Origin of the sequence: Acetobacter sp., assembly GCF_047721705.1 — a bacterium.
Classification (GTDB): domain Bacteria; phylum Pseudomonadota; class Alphaproteobacteria; order Acetobacterales; family Acetobacteraceae; genus Acetobacter.
In genome coordinates this window covers 25,087-48,398 of sequence record NZ_JBDNXK010000005.1, presented here as the reverse complement: position 1 = coordinate 48,398, position 23,312 = coordinate 25,087, and the positions used below count along the sequence as shown (strand labels likewise).

Annotated in this window: 24 protein-coding genes; 15 read left to right on the top strand and 9 right to left on the bottom strand. The window is 59.8% G+C overall.

The genetic code is table 11. The features are described 5' to 3' along the window. Nucleotides 1-56 precede the first annotated feature (56 nt). Both ABF824_RS01770 and ABF824_RS01765 read right to left on the bottom strand, forming a co-directional pair. Nucleotides 57-1,838, bottom strand: coding sequence for an aminopeptidase P family protein (locus ABF824_RS01770; RefSeq protein WP_415486099.1), 1,782 nt, complete (start codon nucleotides 1,836-1,838; stop codon nucleotides 57-59). A 13-nt stretch (nucleotides 1,839-1,851) separates the two neighbouring features. Continuing rightward, nucleotides 1,852-2,622, bottom strand: coding sequence for a hypothetical protein (locus tag ABF824_RS01765; RefSeq protein ID WP_415486098.1), 771 nt, complete (start codon nucleotides 2,620-2,622; stop codon nucleotides 1,852-1,854). Between the two features lie 200 nt (nucleotides 2,623-2,822). Here ABF824_RS01765 and purB point away from each other — a divergent pair, with 200 nt between their 5' ends. The 9 genes from purB to ABF824_RS01720 all read left to right on the top strand — a co-directional run bounded on the left by purB (nucleotide 2,823) and on the right by ABF824_RS01720 (nucleotide 10,000). After that, on the top strand, nucleotides 2,823-4,172 hold the full coding sequence (gene purB, locus ABF824_RS01760) for an adenylosuccinate lyase (RefSeq protein ID WP_415486097.1): 1,350 nt from the start codon (nucleotides 2,823-2,825) through the stop codon (nucleotides 4,170-4,172). A 251-nt stretch (nucleotides 4,173-4,423) separates the two neighbouring features. Continuing rightward, nucleotides 4,424-5,188, top strand: coding sequence for a phosphoribosylaminoimidazolesuccinocarboxamide synthase (gene purC / locus ABF824_RS01755; RefSeq protein WP_415486096.1), 765 nt, complete (start codon nucleotides 4,424-4,426; stop codon nucleotides 5,186-5,188). 54 nt (nucleotides 5,189-5,242) lie between these two features. Further along, nucleotides 5,243-5,485: a phosphoribosylformylglycinamidine synthase subunit PurS gene (purS, locus tag ABF824_RS01750; RefSeq protein ID WP_415486095.1), complete on the top strand. Its 243-nt coding sequence runs from the start codon at nucleotides 5,243-5,245 to the stop codon at nucleotides 5,483-5,485. Continuing rightward, complete coding sequence (locus ABF824_RS01745) at nucleotides 5,482-5,889, top strand: Rap1a/Tai family immunity protein (protein WP_415486094.1); 408 nt, start codon at nucleotides 5,482-5,484, stop codon at nucleotides 5,887-5,889. The genes purS and ABF824_RS01745 overlap by 4 nt, the downstream gene beginning before the upstream one ends. After that, nucleotides 5,886-6,587: a phosphoribosylformylglycinamidine synthase subunit PurQ gene (gene purQ, locus ABF824_RS01740; RefSeq protein ID WP_415486092.1), complete on the top strand. Its 702-nt coding sequence runs from the start codon at nucleotides 5,886-5,888 to the stop codon at nucleotides 6,585-6,587. The genes ABF824_RS01745 and purQ overlap by 4 nt, the downstream gene beginning before the upstream one ends. Then, entirely contained in the window at nucleotides 6,584-8,794 is a 2,211-nt protein-coding gene (gene purL, locus ABF824_RS01735) for a phosphoribosylformylglycinamidine synthase subunit PurL (RefSeq protein ID WP_415486091.1), read from the top strand. The genes purQ and purL overlap by 4 nt, the downstream gene beginning before the upstream one ends. Before the next feature lie 45 nt (nucleotides 8,795-8,839). After that, nucleotides 8,840-9,070: a BolA/IbaG family iron-sulfur metabolism protein gene (locus tag ABF824_RS01730; RefSeq protein ID WP_010666460.1), complete on the top strand. Its 231-nt coding sequence runs from the start codon at nucleotides 8,840-8,842 to the stop codon at nucleotides 9,068-9,070. Nucleotides 9,071-9,147: 77 nt separating this feature from the next. Then, nucleotides 9,148-9,483 (top strand): Grx4 family monothiol glutaredoxin, encoded by a 336-nt coding sequence (grxD, locus tag ABF824_RS01725; RefSeq protein WP_415486090.1) that lies wholly within the window; start codon nucleotides 9,148-9,150, stop codon nucleotides 9,481-9,483. 205 nt (nucleotides 9,484-9,688) lie between these two features. After that, nucleotides 9,689-10,000 carry a hypothetical protein gene (locus tag ABF824_RS01720; protein ID WP_415486089.1) on the top strand — a complete coding sequence of 104 codons (312 nt, stop codon included), beginning with the start codon at nucleotides 9,689-9,691 and terminating at the stop codon, nucleotides 9,998-10,000. 65 nt (nucleotides 10,001-10,065) lie between these two features. On the opposite strand, the gene ABF824_RS01715 is transcribed toward ABF824_RS01720, so the two are convergent. Further along, nucleotides 10,066-10,392 (bottom strand): YraN family protein, encoded by a 327-nt coding sequence (locus ABF824_RS01715; RefSeq protein WP_415486088.1) that lies wholly within the window; start codon nucleotides 10,390-10,392, stop codon nucleotides 10,066-10,068. Between the two features lie 143 nt (nucleotides 10,393-10,535). Here ABF824_RS01715 and cls point away from each other — a divergent pair, with 143 nt between their 5' ends. The 4 genes from cls (at nucleotide 10,536) to trmB (ending at nucleotide 14,941) form a co-directional block, all read left to right on the top strand. Further along, a complete protein-coding gene (cls, locus tag ABF824_RS01710; protein WP_415486120.1) occupies nucleotides 10,536-11,933 on the top strand; it encodes a cardiolipin synthase in 1,398 nt (465 codons plus the stop codon). A 111-nt stretch (nucleotides 11,934-12,044) separates the two neighbouring features. Beyond that, entirely contained in the window at nucleotides 12,045-12,836 is a 792-nt protein-coding gene (dapB, locus tag ABF824_RS01705) for a 4-hydroxy-tetrahydrodipicolinate reductase (protein WP_415486118.1), read from the top strand. A 151-nt stretch (nucleotides 12,837-12,987) separates the two neighbouring features. Then, nucleotides 12,988-14,175 (top strand): methionine adenosyltransferase, encoded by a 1,188-nt coding sequence (gene metK / locus ABF824_RS01700; protein WP_415486117.1) that lies wholly within the window; start codon nucleotides 12,988-12,990, stop codon nucleotides 14,173-14,175. A 10-nt stretch (nucleotides 14,176-14,185) separates the two neighbouring features. Continuing rightward, nucleotides 14,186-14,941, top strand: coding sequence for a tRNA (guanine(46)-N(7))-methyltransferase TrmB (gene trmB, locus ABF824_RS01695; protein WP_415486116.1), 756 nt, complete (start codon nucleotides 14,186-14,188; stop codon nucleotides 14,939-14,941). 52 nt (nucleotides 14,942-14,993) lie between these two features. Here trmB and ABF824_RS01690 read toward each other — a convergent pair whose 3' ends face one another. From ABF824_RS01690 to aroQ, 5 genes are all read right to left on the bottom strand, one after another. Further along, nucleotides 14,994-15,716, bottom strand: a complete 723-nt coding sequence (locus ABF824_RS01690; protein WP_415486087.1) for a hypothetical protein — start codon at nucleotides 15,714-15,716, stop codon at nucleotides 14,994-14,996. A gap of 112 nt (nucleotides 15,717-15,828) precedes the next feature. Continuing rightward, entirely contained in the window at nucleotides 15,829-17,409 is a 1,581-nt protein-coding gene (gene purH / locus ABF824_RS01685; RefSeq protein ID WP_415486086.1) for a bifunctional phosphoribosylaminoimidazolecarboxamide formyltransferase/IMP cyclohydrolase, read from the bottom strand. Nucleotides 17,410-17,558: 149 nt separating this feature from the next. Next, on the bottom strand, nucleotides 17,559-18,902 hold the full coding sequence (gene accC, locus ABF824_RS01680) for an acetyl-CoA carboxylase biotin carboxylase subunit (RefSeq protein WP_415486085.1): 1,344 nt from the start codon (nucleotides 18,900-18,902) through the stop codon (nucleotides 17,559-17,561). Beyond that, entirely contained in the window at nucleotides 18,902-19,357 is a 456-nt protein-coding gene (gene accB / locus ABF824_RS01675) for an acetyl-CoA carboxylase biotin carboxyl carrier protein (protein WP_415486084.1), read from the bottom strand. The genes accC and accB overlap by 1 nt, the downstream gene beginning before the upstream one ends. Then, nucleotides 19,354-19,809, bottom strand: a complete 456-nt coding sequence (aroQ, locus tag ABF824_RS01670; protein WP_415486083.1) for a type II 3-dehydroquinate dehydratase — start codon at nucleotides 19,807-19,809, stop codon at nucleotides 19,354-19,356. The genes accB and aroQ overlap by 4 nt, the downstream gene beginning before the upstream one ends. Before the next feature lie 299 nt (nucleotides 19,810-20,108). On the opposite strand from aroQ, the gene ABF824_RS01665 reads away from it, so the two are divergent. Continuing rightward, nucleotides 20,109-20,648, top strand: coding sequence for a septal ring lytic transglycosylase RlpA family protein (locus ABF824_RS01665; RefSeq protein WP_415486082.1), 540 nt, complete (start codon nucleotides 20,109-20,111; stop codon nucleotides 20,646-20,648). A gap of 100 nt (nucleotides 20,649-20,748) precedes the next feature. On the opposite strand, the gene ABF824_RS01660 is transcribed toward ABF824_RS01665, so the two are convergent. Next, the gene (locus tag ABF824_RS01660) at nucleotides 20,749-21,573 is read right to left on the bottom strand and encodes a YihY/virulence factor BrkB family protein (protein ID WP_415486081.1); all 825 of its coding nucleotides are present in this window, start codon (nucleotides 21,571-21,573) and stop codon (nucleotides 20,749-20,751) included. A 588-nt stretch (nucleotides 21,574-22,161) separates the two neighbouring features. On the opposite strand from ABF824_RS01660, the gene ABF824_RS01655 reads away from it, so the two are divergent. Further along, nucleotides 22,162-23,292: a type III PLP-dependent enzyme gene (locus ABF824_RS01655; RefSeq protein WP_415486080.1), complete on the top strand. Its 1,131-nt coding sequence runs from the start codon at nucleotides 22,162-22,164 to the stop codon at nucleotides 23,290-23,292. The last annotated feature ends 20 nt before the right edge of the window (nucleotides 23,293-23,312 follow it).

Sequence of the window (23,312 nt, the reverse complement as noted above, 5' to 3'; positions counted from 1 at the left end):
TCCGCCGCCACTTCTGCCTCGCATTGCGTGAAAGCGCGATGCGCAAATGCGTGTTTTCACTTCCTGTTGATGGGAGAGCAGGCATGCGCCAGCCATTTTCTGGCATCTTCCGGCAGCAGGGGACCGACTTTTTTCAGAACCTGCGCGTGATAGGAATCAAGGAATTCCGCCGCTTCCGGGCCGAGCAGCCGCACGTCGACAAGACGGCGGTCAAAAGGAGCGAGAGTCAGCGTTTCAAAGGCGAAAAAGTTTCGTCCGTCCTTGCCGACGTCGGTTGCCGTCACCAGCAGCAGAGTCTCCAGCCGGATGCCGAACGCGCCGGGACGGTAATAGCCGGGTTCGTTGGAGAGGATCATCCCCGGCTCCAGACTGACTCGATTGGGCACCTTGGAAATGCGCTGCGGCCCCTCATGCACCGAAAGATAGCTGCCGACTCCGTGTCCGGTGCCGTGATCGAAATCCAGACCGCCCTGCCAGAGCGCATAACGGGCGAGCGCATCCAGCGCGCTGCCGGAGGTTCCGGAAGGAAAGACCGTTCGGCCCAGCAGCAGATTGCCTTTCAGAACACGAGTGAAGGCGTCCGTCACCTCGGCCGGAGGCTCGCCGGGCCCGGTCCAGATCGTGCGGGTGATGTCCGTCGTGCCATCAGGATACTGCGCCCCACTGTCCACGAGATAGACAGTGTCGGTGCCAACTGAGCGATTTGTCTCGGGCGTCACGCGATAATGGATGATCGCGCCATTCGGGCCTGCGCCTGAAATGGTATCGAACGAATCTTCCCGATATTCCGGCGCTTCGGCCCGAAAGGCGCGGAGTTGTTCGACCAGATCAAGCTCCGTCGAAGTTGCGGCATTCTCATCCAGCCAGTGCAGGAACCGACAGACCGCCACCGCATCGCGGAGATGGGCCGCGCGCGCGCCTTCCTGCTCCACGTGGTTCTTGCGGGCCCGGGGCAACACGCACGGATCAGCGGCCTCCACCAGCGTTGCGCCTGCCGCTTCCAGAACCTGCGCAAACCATACTGGCGTCGCTGCCGGGTCGATGCGCACGGTTTTGCCGCCAAGGGCTTTCAGCGCGGATTCGAGGGCATCCGGAGCCTGCACCGTCACCGCAACGCCGAGCCACGCACGGACGTCCGGTGTGATTTTCTGAGGATTTACGAAAAGATCGACACGCCCATCAGCATGCAGAATGGCGTAGGAGAGAACGACGGGCGTGCAGGGCACATCCGTTCCACGAATATTGAGCAACCATGCGATGGACGTTGTGTCGGCGAGAATGGCCGCATCCTGCCCTGTTTCGGCCAGTTTGGCTGCAAGGGCAGTGCGTTTCGCTTCGCTGCTTTCGCCTGCAAATTCCAAAGGATGCACCTGTGCAGGTGCGGAGGGAGGCGCGGGACGATCCGTCCAGATTGCGTCAATAAGATCGAATCCGGTCGGGACCAGCATGATGCCGGGCGCATCCAATGCATCGAGCGCCGTCTGGCTGATAACCCGTGGATCGTAACCGATGCGGGCACCTTCGGGGGCATGGTCTGACAGCCATGCTTTTGGTGGCGTATCGCTGATATGCAGGCGATCCCACAGCGCTCCATCCACCTGATCGTCCATCTGGGTGATGTAGCGTCCATCGGAGAAGACTGCTGCCCGTTCGGCAAGAATGACGGCAAGACCTGCACTTCCCGTGAAGCCAGTGATCCACGCCAGCCTTTCGGCGCAGGGCGGCACATACTCCCCAAGATATTCATCGCTACGTGGAACGATCAGGCCGTCCAGCTCTTCCTTTTTCAGGAGCGCCCGCAATGCAGTCAGCGGGGCTGCCCTGTCTGTCTTCGGCATTGCTTGCGCTCCTTTATTTGCTGCCGGAATTGCCCGCCGGAGGAACCACGATCTCGTCTGGCGCATTCTCTTCTGTCGAAAGCGGTGGCAACGCATCCTCGGGCGGCGGCGGCGGCGGCACAGGGATGTAATGTTGCGGCGTCTTCGGCACGGCAGGCGTCGGGATCGCCGGAGCGGGGCGTGGGGGTGCTTCAACCGGCGCTTCGGGGATGACTTCTGCTGGAGGGGGCGGCGCCGGTTGAGGGGCGACAGGCGCAACCGCTTTCGGAGTTTCCTCAATGACAGGAGCCTGTTTCACGACAGGTGGTTTGACAGGTGGCGATACAGGCGGCCGTTGTGGCGCGACGACGGGTGCGGACGGCTGAACCACCGGCGATACCGTCGCTGGAGCAGGAATGGCGGCAGGCGGCGCAGTGTTTGGCTGAGGTGTAGCGGTAAGTAGCTTGGCTGGTACTGCGTGTGGTGTGGACTGAACGGGCACTGCGTGCCCCACGGTCTTGCGGTTGGCTGCCGCCCGTTCCTGATCGCCCTCCTGTCTGAGCTTGTCGATGACGGAAGGCAGGGTAGGCGAGGGCTTGGGAGCCGGATGAGAGGGACGCCACTGGTTGCCATCGAACCAGCCCTGCCAGTGACCACGCTGATCGAACCAGCCCGCATGACCCTGATGCATGCCGAACCGCCAGCCTTCCTGATAATCGGCAGGACGATAGTTATATTGCTCGTAACACCCCGTAAGCGCCAATGCGGTCAGCAGTCCCGCCGCTTTCTGTCCCGTTCGCGCCACGCTTTCCTCACTCCCCGGCAGACCTGAACGAAATTCCGCGCGCCGCGCTTTCTTCCGTACATGGCATCAGATTGCGTTGGACCAGAGACAGCCCTCCGGGGCAAGGGTCTTTCCCACCGAGAGGCCTTTTCCACGGTCGTCTAAATGGTCTAGAGCATCCCTCGATCACCTCCCCATCACGCGAAAGAGGAAACGCGCCCATGGTGCCTCGCTACACACGACCCGCAATGCTGGCTATCTGGGCCCCCGAAAACCGCTATCGGATCTGGTTCGAGATCGAAGCTCTGGCATGTGAGGCGATGGCCGAGCTGGGCGAGATCCCCAAGGACTCCGCTCGCACCATCCGCGAGAAGGGCGACGCCGCGATGGCCGCGTTCTCGCAGGCCGATCTCGACCGCATCGACGCGATCGAGGCCGAGACCCGTCACGACGTGATCGCCTTCCTTACATGGCTCGCGGAAAAGATCGGCCCCGACAGCCGCTTCGTGCATCTCGGCATGACGTCGTCCGACGTGCTCGACACCTGCCTCTCGGTCCAGCTTACGCAGGCGACCGACCTTCTGCTGGCTGACCTCGATACGGTTCTGGCTGCGCTGAAGAAGCAGGCTTTCGAGCACAAATACACGCTGACCATCGGCCGCAGCCACGGCATCCATGCCGAGCCGACCTCCTTCGGTCTGAAGATGGCGGGTCATTACGCTGAGTTCGACCGTAACAAGAAGCGTCTGGAAACGGCTCGCGCCGAGATCGCCACCTGCGCCATTTCCGGTGCTGTCGGCACGTTCGCGCATCTCGACCCGCGTGTTGAAGCCTATGTCTCCGACAAGCTGGGGCTGAAGCCGGAGCCGGTCTCCACCCAGGTCATTCCGCGCGATCGTCATGCTGCCTATTTCTGTGCGCTGGCTGTTATCGCTAGTGGCATCGAGCGTCTGGCCACGGAAGTACGTCATCTCCAGCGTTCGGAAGTGCGCGAGGCAGAAGAGTTCTTCCATAAAGGCCAGAAGGGTTCGTCCGCGATGCCGCACAAGCGGAATCCGGTCCTGTCCGAGAACCTGACAGGTCTGGCCCGTCTGGTGCGTGCCGCTGTCATCCCCGCGCTTGAGAACGTGGCGCTGTGGCATGAGCGCGACATCAGCCACTCCTCGGTTGAGCGGAACATCTGCCCGGATGCGACGATCGGTCTCGACTTCGCATTGGCCCGTCTGGCGGGCATGATGGACAAACTGATGGTCTATCCGGACCAGATGGCCGCGAACATCGAAAGCCTCGGCGGTGTTGTGCATTCCGGCGAAGTGCTGCTGGCTCTGGCCCGTGCGGGCGTGCTGCGTGAGGACGCGTACCGTATCGTGCAGCGCTGTGCGATGGAGACATGGACCAAACTCGGCAAGCCGGGCTTCAAGACCTTCCGCGAAAATCTGGACGCTGATCCGGAAATCGCCGGTCGGATCGCGCCGGAAGTGTTGGACGCCGCCATGGATAGCCGTTCTCACCTGAAGGCTGTTGATGATCGCTACAAGCTGATCTTCGGCGAAACTGGTCCGAAGGCCTGATATCCATCCTTTGCCGGGGACGTTCCGAGGGACGTCCTCCGCGCAAAGGGTGGCGTTGCGAAGGCAGGTGAGAGAGGCCAGATAAGGCTGGGCTGCTTGTGTTAAAGCGCCTTCGGAGCAACCCTGCTGTATCATCTGAAGCCGAAGGCTGCTAAGGGGCAGCCGCAGAGGCCCACTGCCCGGGCCGGACAACTGTGCGGGCAAGATGTCTTGCAGGACCGCCCGCAAGCCAAGAGTGAGCAAGAACGACCATGGCCCGCCGCCGCCAGCTGTATGAAGGTAAAGCCAAGATCCTGTTTGAAGGACCGGAACCCGGAACCCTCGTGCAGTATTTCAAGGACGATGCCACGGCCGGAAATGGCGCCAAGCATGGCATCATCACCGGCAAGGGTGTGCTGAACAACCGCATCAGCGAATATATCATGCTGCGCTTGCAGGAAATCGGCATCCCCACGCACTTCATCCGCCGGATCAACATGCGGGAGCAGTTGATTCGTGAGGTGGAGATCATCCCGCTGGAAATCGTGGTGCGCAATATCGCGGCTGGCAGCATCGCCAAGCGGCTTGGTATTCCGGAAGGCACGCGTCTGCCGCGCGCCATCGTCGAATATTATTACAAGAACGATGCGCTGGGCGATCCGATGGTTGCCGAGGAGCATATCACGGCATTCGGCTGGGCCTGTCCGCATGACATGGATGATATGGTCGCCATGTCCCTGCGGGTGAATGATTTCCTGACCGGCCTGTTTGCGGGCGTCGGAATCTCGCTTGTCGATTTCAAGCTGGAATTCGGGCGTGTGTGGGAAGGCGAGGAGATGCGCATCATCCTCGCGGATGAAATCTCTCCGGACAACTGCCGTCTGTGGGACGCCAAGACAAACGAGAAGCTCGACAAGGACCGTTTCCGCCGGGATATGGGGCAGGTCGAGGAAGCCTATCAGGAGGTCGCCCGTCGTCTCGGCATTCTGCCCGAGGCCGGAAACGGCGACCACAAGGGCTCCGACACGATGCAATGAGCCACGCCGTCAGGTCAGGCGTGAGTGGAAAGAGATAAAAAGCCAGGGGGCGATATGAAGGTTCGTGTGACGGTCTCGTTGAAGGAAGGCGTGCTCGACCCGCAGGGTAAAGCCATCGGTCATGCCCTTCATGTTCTGGACTTCCCGGAAGTGAAGGATGTGCGCGTCGGCAAGGTGATCGAACTGGATGTGGACGGCACCGATCCGGCGAAGGTCGAGGCGCGGGCAACCGAAATGGCGAAGCAGTTGCTCGCCAACGAGGTGATCGAGGACTTCTCCGTAGAGGTGATGAAATGAGCCACGCTTCCGTTTTCTCCACACTGCTTCTGCTGGCTGCTGGTCTCGTTTCCGCCGACGCCGCCATGGCGCAGCGTGTGTCCCCGATGACCGTCGGCAGCTTCGGACGCATCTGTTCGCGTCCCGCAGGCGCTTCTGTCTGTGACGCCTATATCTCCGGCATTTCCGATGCTGGCGTGCTGGCGAAGATCAATGACCGCAACGAAGGCGATCCGAACGCACCTGCCGGTTTCTGCGTCCCGCAGACGGAAACGGGCGTGTCCATGCGCGGCAAGGTCGTCTCATGGCTGAAGGCGCACAAGGATACATGGGACAAGCCGGTGGGCGAGGGCGTGTTCATGGCCCTGCATGATGCCTACCCCTGTGCTGCTTCTTCCTCCAAGCCTGCGGAACAGAAGAAATGAAAGCCGGTATCGTCGTTTTTCCGGGGACCAACCGGGAGCGCGACATGGCGATCGCCCTGAAGGCGGTTACCGGTCACGCTCCGAAAATCCTCTGGCACCGGGACACCGAGCTTCCCCAGCTTGATCTCGTCGTGCTGCCAGGTGGCTTCAGCTATGGCGATTATCTTCGCTGTGGCGCAATGGCTGCGCACTCCCCGATCATGCGGGAAATCCGTGCATTCGCTGAAAAGGGTGGTCACATCCTTGGTGTCTGCAACGGCTTCCAGATCCTGACGGAAACTGGCCTACTGCCGGGCGCGCTGTTGCGGAACGCTGGCCTGCGCTTCCTGTCGCAGGACTGCCATCTTCGCGTCGAGAATGCGGAAACACCGTTCACCCGCCGCTGGAAGAAGGGCGATGTGTTCCGCACGCCGCTCGCCCACGGTGACGGTAACTATGTCGCGGACGCCGAGACGCTGAAGACGCTTCAGGGCGAGAACCGCGTGGCGTTCCGTTACGCCGCGCCGAACGGCAAGGTTGACGCGGCTGACCGCGACAGCAACCCGAACGGCAGCCTCGACGCCATCGCTGGCATCCTGAGCGCCAACTCCCGCATCTGTGGCATGATGCCGCATCCGGAAGACCTCGTTGATCCGCTGATGGGCGGTGAAGACGGCAAGCCCCTGTTCGAAAGTCTGGTGGAGGCTCTGGTCCGATGAGCAGCAAGCAGAAAGCGGTCAACGCCGATCTGGCCCGCGAATTCGGCCTGTCTGCCGAGGAATATGATCGCGTCCTCGCCATTATGGGGCGCACGCCAAGCCTGACGGAACTGGGCGTGTTCTCGGTCATGTGGTCCGAGCACTGTTCCTACAAGTCATCCCGTAAGTGGCTGCGCACCCTGCCGACCACGGCACCGTGGGTCATCCACGGTCCCGGCGAGAATGCTGGTGTGGTCGATATCGGGCAGGGACTGGCCGCCATCTTCAAGATGGAGAGCCACAACCACCCGTCTTTCATCGAGCCCTATCAGGGCGCGGCAACGGGCGTCGGTGGCATCCTCCGCGACGTGTTCACGATGGGTGCGCGCCCGGTTGCCAACCTGAACGCCCTGCGTTTCGGTTCGCCGGAAACACCTCGCACACGTCAGATCGTGGACGGTGTGGTCCGTGGCATCGGTGGCTACGGCAACTGTGTCGGCGTGCCGACGGTCGGCGGGGAAGTAAACTTCCACCCGGCCTATGACGGCAATCCGCTGGTCAACGCCATGACGGTCGGCGTTGCCCGTCAGGACAAGATTTTTCTGTCGGCTGCTGCGGGTATCGGTAATCCGGTTGTGTATGTTGGCTCCAAGACGGGCCGCGACGGCATCCACGGCGCGACCATGTCTTCTGCTGAGTTCGACGAGAACGCGCTGGCCAAGCGCCCGACCGTTCAGGTCGGTGACCCGTTCGTCGAGAAGCTGCTGATCGAGGCGTGTCTCGAGCTGATGGCGACCGATGCGATTGTCGCCATTCAGGATATGGGCGCTGCTGGTCTGACCTCCTCGTCCGTCGAAATGGCGGGCAAGGGTGGTGTCGGCATCGACCTTGATCTCGACGCTGTTCCGCAGCGTGAGCCGAACATGACGGCTTATGAGATGATGCTCTCCGAGAGTCAGGAGCGCATGCTCATCGTCATCAAGCCGGAACGCACAGAAGTCGCCCGTGCGATCTTCGAGAAGTGGGAACTGGATTTCGCGGTCATCGGTCATCTGACCGACACCGGCAACATCGTCGTGCGCCACAAGGGGCAGGTCGAAGCCGACATTCCGCTGGACCCGCTGGCGGAGCAGGCCCCGATCTACGATCGTCCGACCGCACCACTGCCCGCGCCGGAGCCTGTTGGTGACATTCATGATCCGTTCGGTCTGGAGCAGACGCTTATCCGTTTAATCGGTTGCCCGGATGTCGCGTCCCGCGCATGGATCTGGAACCAGTATGACAGCACGGTCGGCGGACAGACCGTGCGTCGTCCGGGTGGCGCAGATGCGGCCATCGTCAAGGTCGAGGACACCTCCATCGGTCTGGCGCTGACCACGGACTGCACGCCGCGCTACTGCCGCGCCAACCCGAAGAAGGGTGGGGCGCAGGCGGTTGCCGAGGCATGGCGCAACATCACGGCGACAGGCGCGCGTCCGCTCGCCGTGACGGACAACCTGAACTTCGGCAATCCCGAGAAGCCCGAGATCATGGCGCAGTTCGTCGGCGCTATCGAAGGCATTGGTGAAGCCTGCCGTGCGCTCGACTTCCCGATCGTGAGCGGCAACGTCTCGCTCTATAACGAGACCCGCAATCCGGACGGCACCACGTCAGCCATCCTGCCGACCCCGGCTCTTGGTGGTCTGGGTGTGCTGGACGATGTTACGAAGAACGTTGGGCTCGGCATGCCTGAGAACGGCACGCTGATTCTCGTGGGCGAGACGAAAGGCCACCTAGGCCAGTCGCTTTGGCTGCGTGAAATCCTTGGACGCGAAACGGGTGATGCACCGGATGTGGATCTGGCCGCCGAGCGTCGCAATGGCGACTTCGTGCGCGAGCAGATCACGTCGGATGTGGTGAAAGCCTGCCATGACGTCTCCGATGGCGGTATTCTGATCGCCGCTGCCGAAATGGTTATGGCGACCGGCAATGGCTGCACGCTTGAGCCACCGCAGTCGGGTATGCGTCCGGAGGCGTTCTGGTTCGGTGAGGATCAGGGTCGCTATCTGGTCGCGGTCGAAGGTGACGGCAAGACGTTCCTTGCAGCGGCGGAAAAAGCTCGTGTTCCGGCCCGCGTGGCGGCAGCCATCGGTGGAGACTGTCTGGTTCTTCCAAGTGGGGCGCGAGTGTCTGCGGCGCGTATGAATGTAGCGCACGCTGCGTTCTTCCCCGCCCTGATGGATCGCTGAGCGACGTTTCGGACCGGATTCATCGGTTATCAAAGGAGAATGGTCATGGCCATGAGTGCGGCAGATATCGAGGCCTACATCCTCAAGGCGTTTCCTGACGCAAAAGTGAGCATCGACGATCTGGCAGGCGACGGCGATCATTACGCCTGCACTGTCGTCAGTGAAGCCTTTCGTGGATTGCCTCGGGTGAAACAGCACAAGCTGGTCTATAATGCGCTCGAAGGACACATGGGCGGAACGTTGCACGCGCTTGCGCTCAAGACGTCAGCCCCCTGATGTTCCCGATTTTCTGAATAAAACCGGACAGATTCCGTAGTTGAGGCGGGTCTCTCCGGAAACTGGAGTAAGCAGAGATGTCCACACCTGTTGGTCAGCGCATTCAGGCGCTTGTTGAAGAGAACCCCGTCATGCTGTTCATGAAGGGCACACCGGATTTCCCGCAGTGCGGGTTCTCCGCCCGTGTCGTTCAGGTGCTGAACCACCTCGGTGTGCCGTTCAAGGCCGAGAATGTTCTGGCTGATCCTGAAATGCGTGAAGGCATCAAGATCTTCTCTGACTGGCCCACCATTCCGCAGCTTTACGTCAAGGGCGAGTTCGTCGGTGGCTGCGATATTGTGATGGAAATGGCCCAGTCCGGCGAGCTGCAGACGCTGCTCAAGGAAAAGGGAATCGCCTGCGCCGCTGCGTAAGGTAATTTCCAAAACGGAGGCTGAAAGGTCTCCGTTTTCCATTTATTCCGGTTTTGTTCCGGCCAGCGGCAGTATTGTAAATCTCCTTTTAACGTAAATCCGGAAAAGAGCTGGTAATTTCCCACAATCTGGTGAGAACAGGGGTTGCCGCTGGGAAACGGTGACGTATACTTCTCCTCGAAATGAACAGATGAGGGTTGCAATAATGAGATCGATGGTGCGGAAGCTGACATTTATTACAGCCGGGCTTTCAGCCATTGTTGTCGCCTCATCTCACTCAGCACATGCTGAGCGTGTTCTCTCTGATTTCGAAGCAAGCAAGCTGACACTTGAGTCCCTGACGGCGGCGCCGGTCTACCATGCGCCTGTCCATCATTACCGGGTTGCGACTGCGGCTTCTTCTTCCCGGCATCATGTCGCTGTGGCCAGTCGGTCTTCGCGCCCCATGGTTCATCTGGTGTCATTTCATGTGGTGAAACCGTCTGTCAGCAAAGCGCACGCGCATCACCGCACCTGATCTGGTGCCCGGGATTTTCTCATCTTCAAAGACCGTCTGATATTTTCAGGCGGTTTTTTTTGTTTCTAGGCCTGCCAGAATGCATCCTTGATGCGGCGGACAGCGCCTCCTTCATCGACAATGATCACATCAAAGGCGATGGTCTCGTACTCCCACTCCGCATGGGTTGCGAGCAGCAGTTCAGCCGCGTTCATGATGCGCTGTCTCTGACGCTCGCTGACGGCATGAGCCGCGAGAGAATGCGTCACGCGCTTTTTGACTTCGATGAAGGTGAGGCGGCCTTCCTTGAGAGCCACCAGATCGATCTCGCCAAGAGGCGACCGGGCGCGGCGTAGAAGAATGTGCCAGTCTCTGGCAACAAGCGCCTGCTCCACAAGTAATTCAGCAGTCACGCCGTCTTTCCACGCAACATGACCGCGTTTCGTGCGATGAGTCTTTTCCGTGCGACTGTGCATTCCTTGAACAGTTGCAGGATAGAGTAATCATTTGATTAACAAGCCAAGGGGGATGTGCGCTGTTAACCGCCGGGAACCTTCTGATAAACACCCTTCTGGCCTGCCATATCCTGCTTGCCGCTCTTGCTACAGCGCACATTCTTCTCACAAAGCGGGATACCTCGGCGGCCATAGGGTGGATCGGCGCTGTCCTGCTTGCGCCCTATGTTGGCCTCTGCCTTTACCTGATGTTCGGCATCAATCGCGTGCGTCGTCGTGCACGGAAGCTGATCGAAACCCGCAGCCCTCAGGCAGAGAGCGCTCCTCTCATCCGGTGGAGCGAAACAGTCGATGAAGGACTCAGGCCTCTTGCAGAGATGGTTCGGAAAATCAGTGGTCGGCCCCTTTTGGGCGGCAACAGCATCGAACCATTGCTTGATGGCGAAGGGGCCTATCCCCAGATGCTCGCCGCGATTGGCGCGGCCAGCAAAAGCATCATGCTGTCTTCATACATCTTCCGCTACGACGCGACGGGCTCACTCTTCATTGCAGCGCTCATTGAGGCACACAGGCGGGGTGTTGCAGTCCGGGTTCTTCTTGATGGAGTGGGGGCGGGTTACTTTTTCTGTCCCACCGCACGCGTCCTGCAACGCGCGGGCGTGCCCTGTGCCCGTTTTCTTCACTCCTTTCTCCCGTGGAGCATGCCTTTCATCAATCTTCGCAATCATCGCAAGATTCTGGTGGTGGACGGCACTCTAGGATTTATCGGTGGTCTGAATATCGGTGAGGAAAACCGTAATCGCATGCGAGTGGATCACCGGGTCGCTGATGTGCATTTTCGGTTGCAGGGGCCAGTGGTACGCCAATTGGCTGAGGCTTTCGCGTGGGACTGGTCCTTCACCTGCGAGGAAGAACTGACAGGAGCCCTATGGTTTCCGCCGCTGGATGGAGCAGGAAACGATATTCTGCGGGTGGTCACGTCAGGGCCGGACACCGATCTGGAAAAGATTGAATACACAGCCCTTCAGGCCATCACTCTGGCTCGACACTCCGTCAGAATCATGACGCCCTACTTCCTGCCGGGGACACGGATGCTTTCGGAACTGGCGTTGGCAGCCTTGCGTGGTGTGCAGGTCGATCTCATCATTCCTGCGCGCAGTAATCACCGGATCATGGACTGGGCCTGCCGCGACGATCTTCAGGTTATTCTCGATGCCGGTTGCCGCATCTGGCTCAGTGGGCCGCCATTCAACCACGCAAAACTGATGGTGATGGACAGGCGATGGGCCTTCGTCGGCAGTGCCAATCTGGATGCTCGTAGCCTGCGACTCAATTTCGAGATCAATGTGGAAAGTTATGGTGTCACCTTTGCGGAAAAAATCGATGCGTTCATTGAAAGCCATCGTCGGAGACGTCTGACGCATCACGATCTGGATGAGCGCATTCTCCCCGTGAAATTCCGCGATGCGATCGCCCGGTTATTCTCACCCTACCTGTGAGAACCGCCCTGAACCATTTCATCAGACATTGAGCCTTCACGGTAAAAGGCGTAGGAAAACAGCCGTCTTTTCGTCTGTTCTGGAGTATGCGCCGTGACGACTTCCCATCCCCTGCGTGTCGGGATTGCCGGGCTTTCCGGACGCATGGGCCAGATGCTCGTGCTCAGTTCGCTGGACGCTGGCTGCCGCGTTGTTGGTGGCACCTGCCGTGACGTCGAGCACGATGAACAGCGCCTCGCCGCACTGACACGGAACGGCTCCATCACTCTGTGCGCGGACATGGGGGAACTGGCGGAGATGTCGGATGTGGTCATCGACTTCACGCATGTTTCGACGGTGATCCCTCATGCCGAAGCCCTCAAAAAGGCCGGAACGGCGTGGGTGCTGGGCACCACCGGCCTATCCGGAGCGGACCAGCAGGCCGTCGATGATGCGGCAAGAAATATTGGTGTCGTGCAGGCCGCCAACTTTTCTGCGGGCGTCACGCTTGTACTGCGTCTGGCGCGTGAAATGGGAACGGCACTTCCTGCTGACCGCTTCGATGCGGAAATTGTCGAGATGCATCATCGTCAGAAGGTCGATGCCCCGTCCGGCACGGCGCTGGCCATTGGCGAAGCGGTCGCTAAGGGACGTGGGGTGAAGTTCGCCGATGTGCGCACACCTGCGCGTGAAGGCCAGTGTGGCGCGCGCAAAACCGGCGAAATCGGGTTCGCGGCCCTGCGTGGCGGTCAGATCGTCGGAGAGCACACGCTCCTCTTCACGTCTGGCACGGAGCAGATCGCTCTCAGCCATCGCGCTTTTGATCGGCGTGTTTTTGCCGATGGCGCGGTGCAGGCCGCCGAATGGCTCGTGCGCCAGAAGGCTGGCCTTTATAATATGGAAAATGTGCTCGGTCTGGGCTGAAAAGCCCCCGACATGGGCGTAAATGACAGCTCTTCCGGTGATGCCGCTTGACCCCGAGATCATCCTCCGTCAAACGACATGCCTGATCATTCCGGGATTTTCGCGATTTCGCGTTAGTTCCACCTTACCAGATGAGGCGGTTGGCAAAATCATGCTCAAGCAAGGCGAGTTCCTGTTTACCTCGGAATCGGTGTCCGAAGGCCATCCCGACAAAGTGGCGGACCGGATCAGCGATACGGTTCTGGACGCTTATCTGACGGCGGATCCGGAAGCGCGCGTTGCCTGCGAAACGCTGGTGACGACCAACCGCGTTGTCCTCGCCGGTGAAGTCCGCGGCCCGTCCTCCATCACGTCGGATGGTCTGATCGAAGCCGCTCGTGAAGCGATCCGTGACATCGGTTACGATCAGGCAGGTTTCTCCTGGAAGAACGCTGAGATCAGCAACTACCTTCATGCGCAGTCCGCTGACATTGCTGTCGGCGTCGATAGCGCAGGCGAGAAGGACGAGGGTGCTGGCGATCAGGGCATCATGTTCGGTTTCGCGACCAACGAGACCGAGACGCTGATGCCTGCGCCGCTGTACTACTCCCACAAGATCCTCAAGACGATGCGTGACCTGCGTCGTGCTGGCGATCCGCGTGCGAAGGGCCTGCAGCCGGACGCCAAGAGCCAGGTGACCCTGCGTTACCTTAACGGCAAGCCAGTCGAAGCCACGTCTGTCGTCATCTCGACGCAGCATGACGAAGGCATGGACCAGAACGTCATCCGCAACGAGCTGCACAACATCGTCAAGGACGTGCTGCCGGAAGGCTGGATGCCGGCTGACAAGGAATTCTACGTCAATCCGACCGGCATCTTCGTGATCGGTGGTCCGGACGGCGACGCCGGACTGACAGGCCGCAAGATCATCGTCGACACCTACGGCGGCGCAGCGCCTCACGGCGGTGGCGCGTTCTCCGGCAAGGACCCGACAAAGGTCGACCGTTCCGCAGCCTACGCTGCTCGTTATCTGGCGAAGAACGTCGTGGCTGCGGGTCTTGCTGACCGTTGCACGCTTCAGCTGTCCTACGCCATCGGCGTGTCGCACCCGCTGTCGATCTATGTCGATTTCGACGGCACAGGCAAAGACATCGATGAAGCCAAGCTGGTGAAGGTCATGCGCGAGGTGATGAACCTCTCCCCGCGTGGCATCCGTCAGCACCTGCGCCTGAATCGTCCGATCTACACCGAGACGTCCGCTTACGGTCACTTCGGTCGCACGCCTGACGAAGCCCGTGACACGTTCCCGTGGGAGCGCACGGATCTCGTCGACGCGCTGCGTAACGCTTTCAACCGCTGAAGGCTGGATGATGGGTTCGGTGGGTGAAGAGAGTGGCGCGGTTACTCCGCATGAGAGTGAGGAGAAGACCGCTTCCACTCTGAAGCCACCGGCTCAGCGTCTTTACGGTCGTCAGCGGGGTCATCCGTTGCGCGACCGTCAGCAGCGCCTGATTGATGAGGCGCTGCCCCGGATCCGGTTTCCGGAAGATAAAGCCTCCGATCCGAAAGCGGCTTTCGATACCCGTCCTGAGCAGGTCTGGCTGGAAGTCGGTTTCGGTGGTGGAGAGCATGTTCTCTCCCAGATCGAGATGCATCCTTCCGTTGGCTACATTGCCTCGGAAGTGTTTGAGAACGGGCTCTGCTCGCTTCTCGCGCCGTTGTTCCCATCACGTGAGGAAGCAACGTCTCCCCTCCCGCCGCTTCTGCGTCTGTGGGACGATGATGCGCGTCTGCTGCTCCAGAATCTGCCGGAAGCGTCACTGGACCGGATGTTTCTGATGTTTCCGGACCCGTGGCCGAAAAAGCGTCATGCCAAGCGTCGCTTCGTCCATCCCGGCAATCTGCCATTTGTGGCCCGTGCGCTGAAGCCCGGTGCAATCTGGCGTGTGGCGAGTGACGATCCGACCTATCAGGCGTGGGTCGAAGAAGTCATGGGCAATCAGGATTTCTTCGAGACGGCCCCACCGGCACTTGAGCGTCCGGAAGGCTGGCCTCCTACGCGCTATGAGGCGAAGGCGATCCGGGCCGGGCGTCAGCCGATGTACTGGACGTTTGTTCGGAAGTAATTTTCTGAACAGTCTGATTTGGCGGAGCGTATGGCTCCGCCTTTCCCAAAAATCAGTGCGTTTCTGCTGACCGGATGATGTCATAACCCGGTGAGCCCGGTGGTGGGCCCGCCGGAGGCAGATCGTCCGCCGTAAGGGACACGACCTGCTGGGCGTCAGGTCCGATCTGATGGGCATTCAGGGCCGTTCCATAAACGCCCGAGACACCGGGGCCAGCCGCATACAGGGATGCACCCGGCTTGAGCCAAGCAGCAAGTTTTGACCCATCACGCACGGGCACCCGCACAACGCTTTTGTCCTTCAGAATGGCGCCGATCAGCGAGCCCTGTATGTTGTAGAGGGGGTACGCAATCACCCCATGCACCACGATGTCGGGGCCGGCGACCATTTCCGTCGAGTGCAGCGGCATGGTGATGCCGGTATCTTCAGTCCGATTGCCGCGCGGCCCGCTCAGGGAGAACGCATGCACGATCGGCAGGGTCTTGCCCTTCAGACCGGTGCCGGTGATCTTCTCTCCCGGCTTCACAACTTTCGGCAGGTCCCACGACAGATCCTGAGAGACGAGAACTTCAGTTCCGTCCGTCAGCAGCAGGCCGTTGATGCCGCCGCCAGCAGAGGGGATGTACTGGGCGACCGTGCCGCTGAAGGTCGGCAGGACCGAAAGATCATAAACGGACTGATTCGACGGCTGAGAAGAGGCAGCAAAGGAAGGCGATGCTGCCAGAAGAGAAACCGATCCGAGCGCAAGAACAGCGAGACGGGAGATGTGACGCATGATGGGTCCAGTCGTTCGCCTGTCCATGACGGACAGGCCGGTAGAACGAAATAGTTTAACCCTCTTGATAGGCCACGACTGACGCCGCTGGACAAGAGCCTCTCTGTGCGGATCAGTGCCGGAAATGGCGCATACCAGTCAGAACCATGCTGATACCCGCCTTGTCCGCCGCTGCGATGACTTCATCGTCACGGATGGAACCACCCGGCTGGATTACGGCTGTCGCGCCAGCTCCGATAATTGTTTCCAGACCGTCCGCGAACGGGAAGAACGCATCGGAGGCGGCCACGCTGCCTTTGGTCAGCGGTTCGGACAGGCCGATCGCTTTCGCTGCTTCAAGGCTTTTGCTGACGGCGATCCGGGCGGAATCGAGGCGGCTCATCTGACCAGCTCCCACTCCGACTGTTGCGCCGTCCTTGGCATAAACGATGGCGTTCGATTTGACGTGCTTCGCCACACGGAATGCGAAGATCAGATCGCGCATTTCTTCCGCCGTGGGTTGCCGCTTCGTCACGACCTTCAGGTCACTTTCTTCGATACGCCCATTGTCGCGGGTCTGCGCGAGGAAGCCTCCCGCCAGTGAACGCACGATCACACCACCAGCCAGCGGGTCGGGGAGGGCACCCGTCAGCAACAGGCGCAGATTCTTCTTGCGGGCAAGAACTGCCTGAGCCGCTTCGGTGGCCTCGGGCGCAACGATGACTTCAGTAAAGATCGAGGAAATCTTTGTCGCAGTCTCTTCGTCCAGCGTGCCGTTGAGAGCGACAATACCGCCAAAAGCGGACACAGGATCGCAGCGCAGAGCCATATCCCATGCGGCGCTGAGGGTGTCGGCCGTCGCCACACCGCACGGATTGGCGTGCTTGACGATAACCACGGCTGGCTTCTTGAACTCGGCAACGGCCTCGAATGCCGCATCCGTGTCATTGAGATTGTTGTAGGACAGAGCTTTGCCCTGCACCTGCCGGGCCGTGGCCACGCCCGGGCGTTTTGTGCCGTCCGTGTAGAACGCCGCCTGCTGATGGGGATTTTCACCGTAACGCAGCACTTCACGGCGTTCGCCGGACAGGGTGAAACGCTCGGGGAATGTATCGTGACGTTCTTTGGCGAACCATGCCGCAATGGCGGAATCGTAAGCTGCCGTGCGGGCATAGGCCGCGCCCGCCAGCGCGCGACGCGCTTCCAGTGTTGTTCCACCCGCCTGCAAGGCTTCGATAATGGCGCCATACTGCGCAGGATTGGTCAGAACCACGACATGGCCGTGATTCTTGGCGGCAGCGCGGATCAGGGCAGGGCCACCAATGTCGATGTTTTCAATGCAGTCGTCAGCGCCTGCACCGGAGGCGACCGTCGCCTCGAACGGATAGAGGTTGACGGCGACCAGATCGATCGGAGCAATCTTGTGCTCTTCCATCTGCGCCACATGCGCGGGCAGATCGCGACGACCAAGGATGCCGCCATGAATCTGCGGCACGAGCGTTTTCACACGTCCGTCAAGGATTTCAGGAAAGCCGGTGTGATCGGAAACCTCCACAACAGGAAGCCCCGCTTCGCGCAGGGCCTTGGCGGAACCGCCGGTGGAGAGAATTTCTGCGCCCTGAGCGGCAAGGGCGCGGCCAAGCTCTATCAGTCCCGTCTTGTCGGAAACGGAAAGAAGGGCGCGCTTTACGGGCAGCAGGGTCATCTGGCTCATTGAAGTCGAATCTTTCACGAAAAAAGTTCATGAAACGGCAGAAAAGCGCCGTTGGGGGCGTCCTTAGCCAAGGCAGGACACTGTGGCAACCAAAAGGGGCAAGGAAGCGTTGCCTCCTTGCCCCTTATCGGTATCGCTCACGCGAGCATTCACTTGCCGCGTGCGGTGAAGTTTTCCAGCCAGTGGATCGTATAATCACCCTTCTGGAATTCCGGGTCCGCCAGAATGCGGCGATGCAGCGGAACAACCGTCTTAACGCCTTCGACCACCAGTTCATCCAGAGCGCGGCTCATACGGGCAATTGCGGCCTCGCGGGTCGGCGCATGCACGATCAGCTTGGCGATCATGCTGTCATAGTAAGGCGGCACGCGGTAACCGGCATAAACGGCGCTGTCGATGCGCACCCCGAGGCCGCCGGGAGGATGATAGACCGTAACCGTGCCGGGACTCGGAATGAACGTATCCGGGTCTTCAGCGTTGATGCGGCATTCGATGGCATGGCCGGAGAAGGTAACGTCCTTCTGCGAGTAGCCAAGCGGCTCGCCTGCCGCGATGCGGATCTGCTCACGCACGAGATCCACGTCGCAGACCATTTCCGTCACCGGATGCTCGACCTGAAGACGGGTGTTCATCTCGATGAAGCAGAACTGACCGTCCTGATACAGGAACTCCAGCGTGCCCGCGTTGCGGTAGCCCATCTTGGCCAGAGCCGCTATCGAGGTTGCGCCAATGGCATCACGCTCTTCTGGCGTGAGGGCAGGAGAGCCCGCCTCTTCCAGCAGCTTCTGGTGACGGCGCTGGAGCGAGCAGTCACGCTCACCGAAATGCACGACATTGCCGTGCGTATCGCCGAGGATCTGCAACTCGATATGGCGCGGCTTATCGAGATATTTCTCGAGATAGACCGCGTCATTGCCGAAGGCAGCCAGCGCTTCCGTGCGGGCAACGCTCCATGCTTCCGCGAGGTCTTCCTTTGTCGGGGCAACCTTCATGCCACGACCACCACCACCCGCGGCAGCCTTGATCAGCACCGGATAGCCCACGCGCTCGGCGACTTCGTAAGCTTCCTCGATATTGGCGAGTTCACCGTCGGAGCCGGGAACCAGGGGAACGCCAAGTGCTTCCATCGTTGTCTTGGCGCTGATCTTGTCGCCCATCGTGCGGATATGCTCCGCCGTCGGGCCGATGAAGATCAGTCCATGGGCTTCGACCGTTTCCGCGAAATCCGCGTTCTCCGACAGGAAGCCGTAGCCGGGATGGATCGCTTCCGCGCCCGTGATGGTCGCGGCGGAAAGAATCGCCGCGACGTTCAGATAGGAGTCACGCGCGGCTGGCGGTCCGATGCAGACGGCTTCGTCGGCAAGGCGCACATGCATGGCGTCGGCGTCGGCTGTGGAATGAACCGCGACCGTGCGGATGCCCAGTTCACGGCAGGCGCGCAGAACACGAAGGGCGATTTCGCCACGATTGGCGATGAGGATCTTGGAAAACATCACTCAATGATGACAAGCGGCTGATCGAATTCGACGGGATCGCCGGAAGCGACGAGAATCTGCTTCACCGTTCCGGCCTTGGTCGCCTTGATCTGATTAAAGGTCTTCATCGCTTCGATCAGCAGAAGCGTCTGACCCACTGTCACCGTCTGACCTTCCGTGATGAAAGCCGGAGCTGAGGGATCAGGTGTCAGATACGCGACACCCACCATCGGGCTTTTGACGGCTCCCGGATGCTTGGAAAGGTCAGCGGGCGCTGCGGCCACCGGCATGACGGCGGGAGCCGCGGCGGCAGGGGCGGCGATGGTCTGGACCGGCGCGGCGACCGTGGAGACGGCACGGACAACGCGGATGCGGCTGTCCTTTTCCGCGATCTCGATCTCGGTCAGTCCCGTATCCGTCAGGATATCGGCCAGTGCCCGTATGGCATCTGCGTCTACGAGCAGTCGGCTCATTGCGTTTCCTCGTTCATGATGATGTCGGTCATGGCCTGAAGGGCAAGGGTATATCCCTGCACACCCAGTCCACAGATGACCCCTACCGCCGCTTTCGACACGTATGAAATGTGTCGGAATGCTTCCCGGCGATGGATGTTGGAAATGTGCACCTCGATCACAGGCAGATCGACGGCCAGCAGTGCGTCCAGCAGCGCAATGGATGTATGAGTGAAGGCTGCCGGATTGATGATGATGCCCCGCGCCATCTCACGGCACTCATGTATCCATGAGACCAGTTCGCCTTCAGCATTCGTCTGGCGAAAGTCGATGCCGACATCCAGCCTTTCCGCAGCCTGGGCGCAGAGCTGCTCGACGTCATCCAGCGTCGTCCGGCCGTATACTTCCGGTTGGCGCAGGCCGAGCATGTTGAGGTTGGGGCCATTGAAGATGGCAATGAGTGGACGTTCCATGATTCCGGGCCCGTTAGCACGCCCGCCAATCCGCTCCAAGTGTCTGCGTTGGGGGCTGTGTGTCATTGTAGCGCAACAGACTCTCTGTTCGCAGCGGTGTTACAGCAAAATGACAGAAAAAAGGCGGTGGGATATTTCATGGAGAAAGAAAAAGTGAACTTTTGTGAGGCATCGCATGGTTATACGAATTTTTAATTGAATCTCTGCATTAACCATTCCGATATAAAGTAGTCGGTGATGGTTTGGGGTTGTTTTCTCCGCTCTCATCAGTCTTTATTGAGACATAGTAGAAACAGCAGATGGATGAACTTGTGATTTTGTCGCGCACCAAGAAAAGTTCCGGATTGCTGGCGGTCGCTGCCCTGTTATGGGCTGGTGCTGCGGTTCCGGCCAAAGCTGCGGGACAACAGAAAGTCACGTTCTCCAGTGATGCCTCGTCTTCCACCTCATGGGCCGCTTCCGTGCGCGCTGCTCTAGCGCGTCGCGGATCCGAAGTCGCATCTGCGGCCCGTAACATGCAGCACGGTATGGCGAGCTGGTATGGTGGACGATTCGCGAAGCGCAAAACCTCCACAGGTGAGCGCTTCGATCCGCTGCAGCTGACGGCAGCGCATCCTTCCGCACCGTTAGGCTCCAAGCTTCTTGTGCGTTCCGAAGAAACCGGGCGCAGCGTCGTCGTGACGGTCAATGACCGTGGCCCCTATGCGCGCGGGCGGATCATCGATCTGTCACACGCGGCGGCCGAACGCCTGGGAATGCTGAACAGAGGCGTTGCCCATGTGACAGTCAGCCGTCTGAAGGAAGAAGAGGCCGTCGAAGTCGCGCAGGCACCGGAATAAAGTCTGTCTGCTGGCGGGAGGTAACGAAGGGAATTTTCTTTGCAGGCCTTCTCCATCTTATTTAACGATTATCACGTGAGTCTTTACTTGAGTGGGTCTGTCAGACCCGCATGACCACGCGCTTTTTGTTCTGAGCGTGAGCTTCCAATTCGGCATTGAATTCGGCGCCGAGAAGCACCACCCACGCACTCACGAAAAACCACATCATGATGGCCACGAAAGCCCCAAGGGGTCCGTAGGTGGAACCATAGCTGGCGATGTTGGCCACATAGTAGGAAAAACCTGCCGCAGCCAGCAACCAGATGAAGGTCGCAGCAATGGCGCCCGGCGCGACCCAACGCCATTTGGCGTGGTGACCGCTTGGGCCGACGCGATACAGAATCATGTAGGCCAGAATCATCAAGACGGCCATGAGGCTGATGCCTGCCAGCCGGACACTAAGCTCAATAGAGCCGGGGGGTGGTTCTATCCGCAGAATGAAAGGCAGCAGCCGGAAAAGAATGGGAATGGCGACCATGATGGCCATCCCAAGGCATATCTCCAGAATCGCCGACAGGGTGAGTGTCATTGCCAGCGCCTGGAAGGCGAAAAAGTTACGGCTCTCCGTTGCGCCATAGGCGATATTCAGAGCGGAAAGAATCGATTTGACGCCCGCCGAAGCCGACCAGAGGGCGATCGTTGTCGAGATGACCAGATTGAGGGTCAGCGAGCTATGCGGCACCGAGACGAGTTCGTTGACGCGATCCTGAATGATTTCGAAAGCGGCAGGCGGGATGAGATTGCGAAGAGTCTCGAGCTGGGTCGATACACTCTGCACATCAAAGGCAAGGCCATAGATCGAGATAAGCGTGCTGATTGCGGGGAAGAGGGCCAGCGTGGCGTAAAAGGCGCAGCCTGCTGCAACCAATGTTGTCGGCCCGGCCACAATGGCGCCAACGGTCGATTTGCAAACGCTCTTCCAGTCTTTTCGGGTCAGCTGTCGCGGAGAGTCCAGAACATATTTTCCGTCAAGCGGCGTGGCGGACGCCAGAGTCGGTTGCGTATGGGCTTCAGACAGGGGTCGGACTCCTCGTTATGGCTTGAGTTCGCAGTGCGCGTGTTTCAATCAAAGCCCGGAGCAACACCATCGGTTTCAAGAAAAAATGAAGCCGCTCTCAGATGATCGCGGCATCCTGAAACGCAAGACAAACGCGAGTGCCTGGCTGAATGTCCACGCAGGATATTTCTGTCAGGTAAAGACAAGTTAATCTGTCTTTAAAGGCTCCTGCGTGGTTTTTGCCAGTTTTTTTGATGATAAAAAAATTCTGTTGCATTCACGCATAAAACCCTTCATATGCGCTCCCCTACGCAGCAACGCACGTGCCACTGGCCCACTGAGGTTACGCAACGACGTCAAGCGTTCTGGCAACTGGGATCCCTCGGGATTCAGTCTTGGTCGCTGGTCCGTTCGACCGTTTCGCAACACAGCCTGCCACGGCATTCCATCTGGCAGGCCAGAGTAGGGATATGTGCGATGACTCCCAAGATCTCGCAATTTCTCGCGGAAAACAAACCCGCAACGCCTTGCCTCGTCGTCGATGTCGATGAGGTGGAAAACCGTTATCGCGCACTTCAGACGGCGCTTCCGCTCGCCCATATCTACTACGCTGTAAAAGCGAATCCGGCGCACCAGATTCTGGAGCGGCTGGTGTCGCTTGGCTCGTGTTTCGATGCGGCTTCATGGGAAGAGATTGATCTCTGCCTGACGGCAGGTGCCCGGGCGGACGACATCTCTTTCGGTAACACGGTGAAGAAGGTCAGCGCCATCAAGGCCGCTTATGCAGCAGGCGTTCGTCTGTTCGTCTTCGACTGTGCCGAAGAGCTGGAAAAGCTCGCCGAGCATGCGCCCGGCTCGAAAGTCTATTGCCGCCTTCTGGTGGATAATTACGGCGCTGAATGGCCGCTGTCCCGCAAGTTCGGCACGACTGTGGAGAGTGCAAGCGAGCTGATGCTGCGCGCGCGCGATCTCGGTCTGGACCCGTATGGCCTGTCCTTCCATGTCGGAAGCCAGCAGATCGAGACGGAAAGCTACGAGCTGGCGATCAGCCGTGTGGCGGCGCTCGTCTCGGACCTGTCCGAAGCCGGGCTTGATCTTCGTATGGTCAATCTCGGTGGCGGTTTCCCGATCCGCTATCGTGACGATGTGCCGCACATTGAGGATTTCGGTGAAGCCATCACGACGGCGATGAAAAAGCATTTCGGCAATGCTCTGCCGGAAATGCTGATCGAGCCGGGCCGCTTCATTGCTGGCGCTGCTGGTGTCGTGTCAGCAGAAGTCGTCCTCGTGAGCCAGCGTGGCCGTGAGGGTGGACCGCGTTGGGTTTACCTCGATATCGGTCGCTTTGGCGGTCTGGCCGAGACGGAAGGTGAAGCCATCCGTTATGCCATCCGCACGCCTTATGACGGCAGTCCAACGGGGGCGGTGGCTCTGGCCGGTCCGACCTGCGATGGTGCCGACATCATGTATGAGAAGACGCCGTATGAACTGCCGCTTTCCCTGACATCAGGGGATCGCGTGGAGCTTCTCGGCACGGGTGCTTATGTTTCGACCTACTGCGCGACCCGTTTCAACGGTTTCGCACCGCTGGCCGAACATTATATTTGAGGGATAAAGGCGGGGGCGTG

Excerpts from the sequence above, each read along its gene's own strand:
- purQ (WP_415486092.1), top strand. The coding sequence starts at position 5,886 with ATGAAAGCCGGTATCGTCGTTTTTCCGGGGACCAACCGGGAGCGCGAC.
- ABF824_RS01665 (WP_415486082.1), top strand. The coding sequence starts at position 20,109 with ATGGATGAACTTGTGATTTTGTCGCGCACCAAGAAAAGTTCCGGATTG.
- grxD (WP_415486090.1), top strand. The coding sequence starts at position 9,148 with ATGTCCACACCTGTTGGTCAGCGCATTCAGGCGCTTGTTGAAGAGAAC.
- metK (WP_415486117.1), top strand. The coding sequence starts at position 12,988 with ATGCTCAAGCAAGGCGAGTTCCTGTTTACCTCGGAATCGGTGTCCGAA.
- purC (WP_415486096.1), top strand. The coding sequence starts at position 4,424 with ATGGCCCGCCGCCGCCAGCTGTATGAAGGTAAAGCCAAGATCCTGTTT.
- purH (WP_415486086.1), bottom strand. The coding sequence starts at position 17,409 with ATGAGCCAGATGACCCTGCTGCCCGTAAAGCGCGCCCTTCTTTCCGTT.
- purS (WP_415486095.1), top strand. The coding sequence starts at position 5,243 with ATGAAGGTTCGTGTGACGGTCTCGTTGAAGGAAGGCGTGCTCGACCCG.
- aroQ (WP_415486083.1), bottom strand. The coding sequence starts at position 19,809 with ATGGAACGTCCACTCATTGCCATCTTCAATGGCCCCAACCTCAACATG.
- ABF824_RS01655 (WP_415486080.1), top strand. The coding sequence starts at position 22,162 with ATGACTCCCAAGATCTCGCAATTTCTCGCGGAAAACAAACCCGCAACG.
- ABF824_RS01770 (WP_415486099.1), bottom strand. The coding sequence starts at position 1,838 with ATGCCGAAGACAGACAGGGCAGCCCCGCTGACTGCATTGCGGGCGCTC.
- ABF824_RS01690 (WP_415486087.1), bottom strand. The coding sequence starts at position 15,716 with ATGCGTCACATCTCCCGTCTCGCTGTTCTTGCGCTCGGATCGGTTTCT.
- purL (WP_415486091.1), top strand. The coding sequence starts at position 6,584 with ATGAGCAGCAAGCAGAAAGCGGTCAACGCCGATCTGGCCCGCGAATTC.
- ABF824_RS01745 (WP_415486094.1), top strand. The coding sequence starts at position 5,482 with ATGAGCCACGCTTCCGTTTTCTCCACACTGCTTCTGCTGGCTGCTGGT.
- ABF824_RS01730 (WP_010666460.1), top strand. The coding sequence starts at position 8,840 with ATGGCCATGAGTGCGGCAGATATCGAGGCCTACATCCTCAAGGCGTTT.
- accB (WP_415486084.1), bottom strand. The coding sequence starts at position 19,357 with ATGAGCCGACTGCTCGTAGACGCAGATGCCATACGGGCACTGGCCGAT.
- ABF824_RS01720 (WP_415486089.1), top strand. The coding sequence starts at position 9,689 with ATGAGATCGATGGTGCGGAAGCTGACATTTATTACAGCCGGGCTTTCA.
- trmB (WP_415486116.1), top strand. The coding sequence starts at position 14,186 with ATGGGTTCGGTGGGTGAAGAGAGTGGCGCGGTTACTCCGCATGAGAGT.
- accC (WP_415486085.1), bottom strand. The coding sequence starts at position 18,902 with ATGTTTTCCAAGATCCTCATCGCCAATCGTGGCGAAATCGCCCTTCGT.
- purB (WP_415486097.1), top strand. The coding sequence starts at position 2,823 with ATGGTGCCTCGCTACACACGACCCGCAATGCTGGCTATCTGGGCCCCC.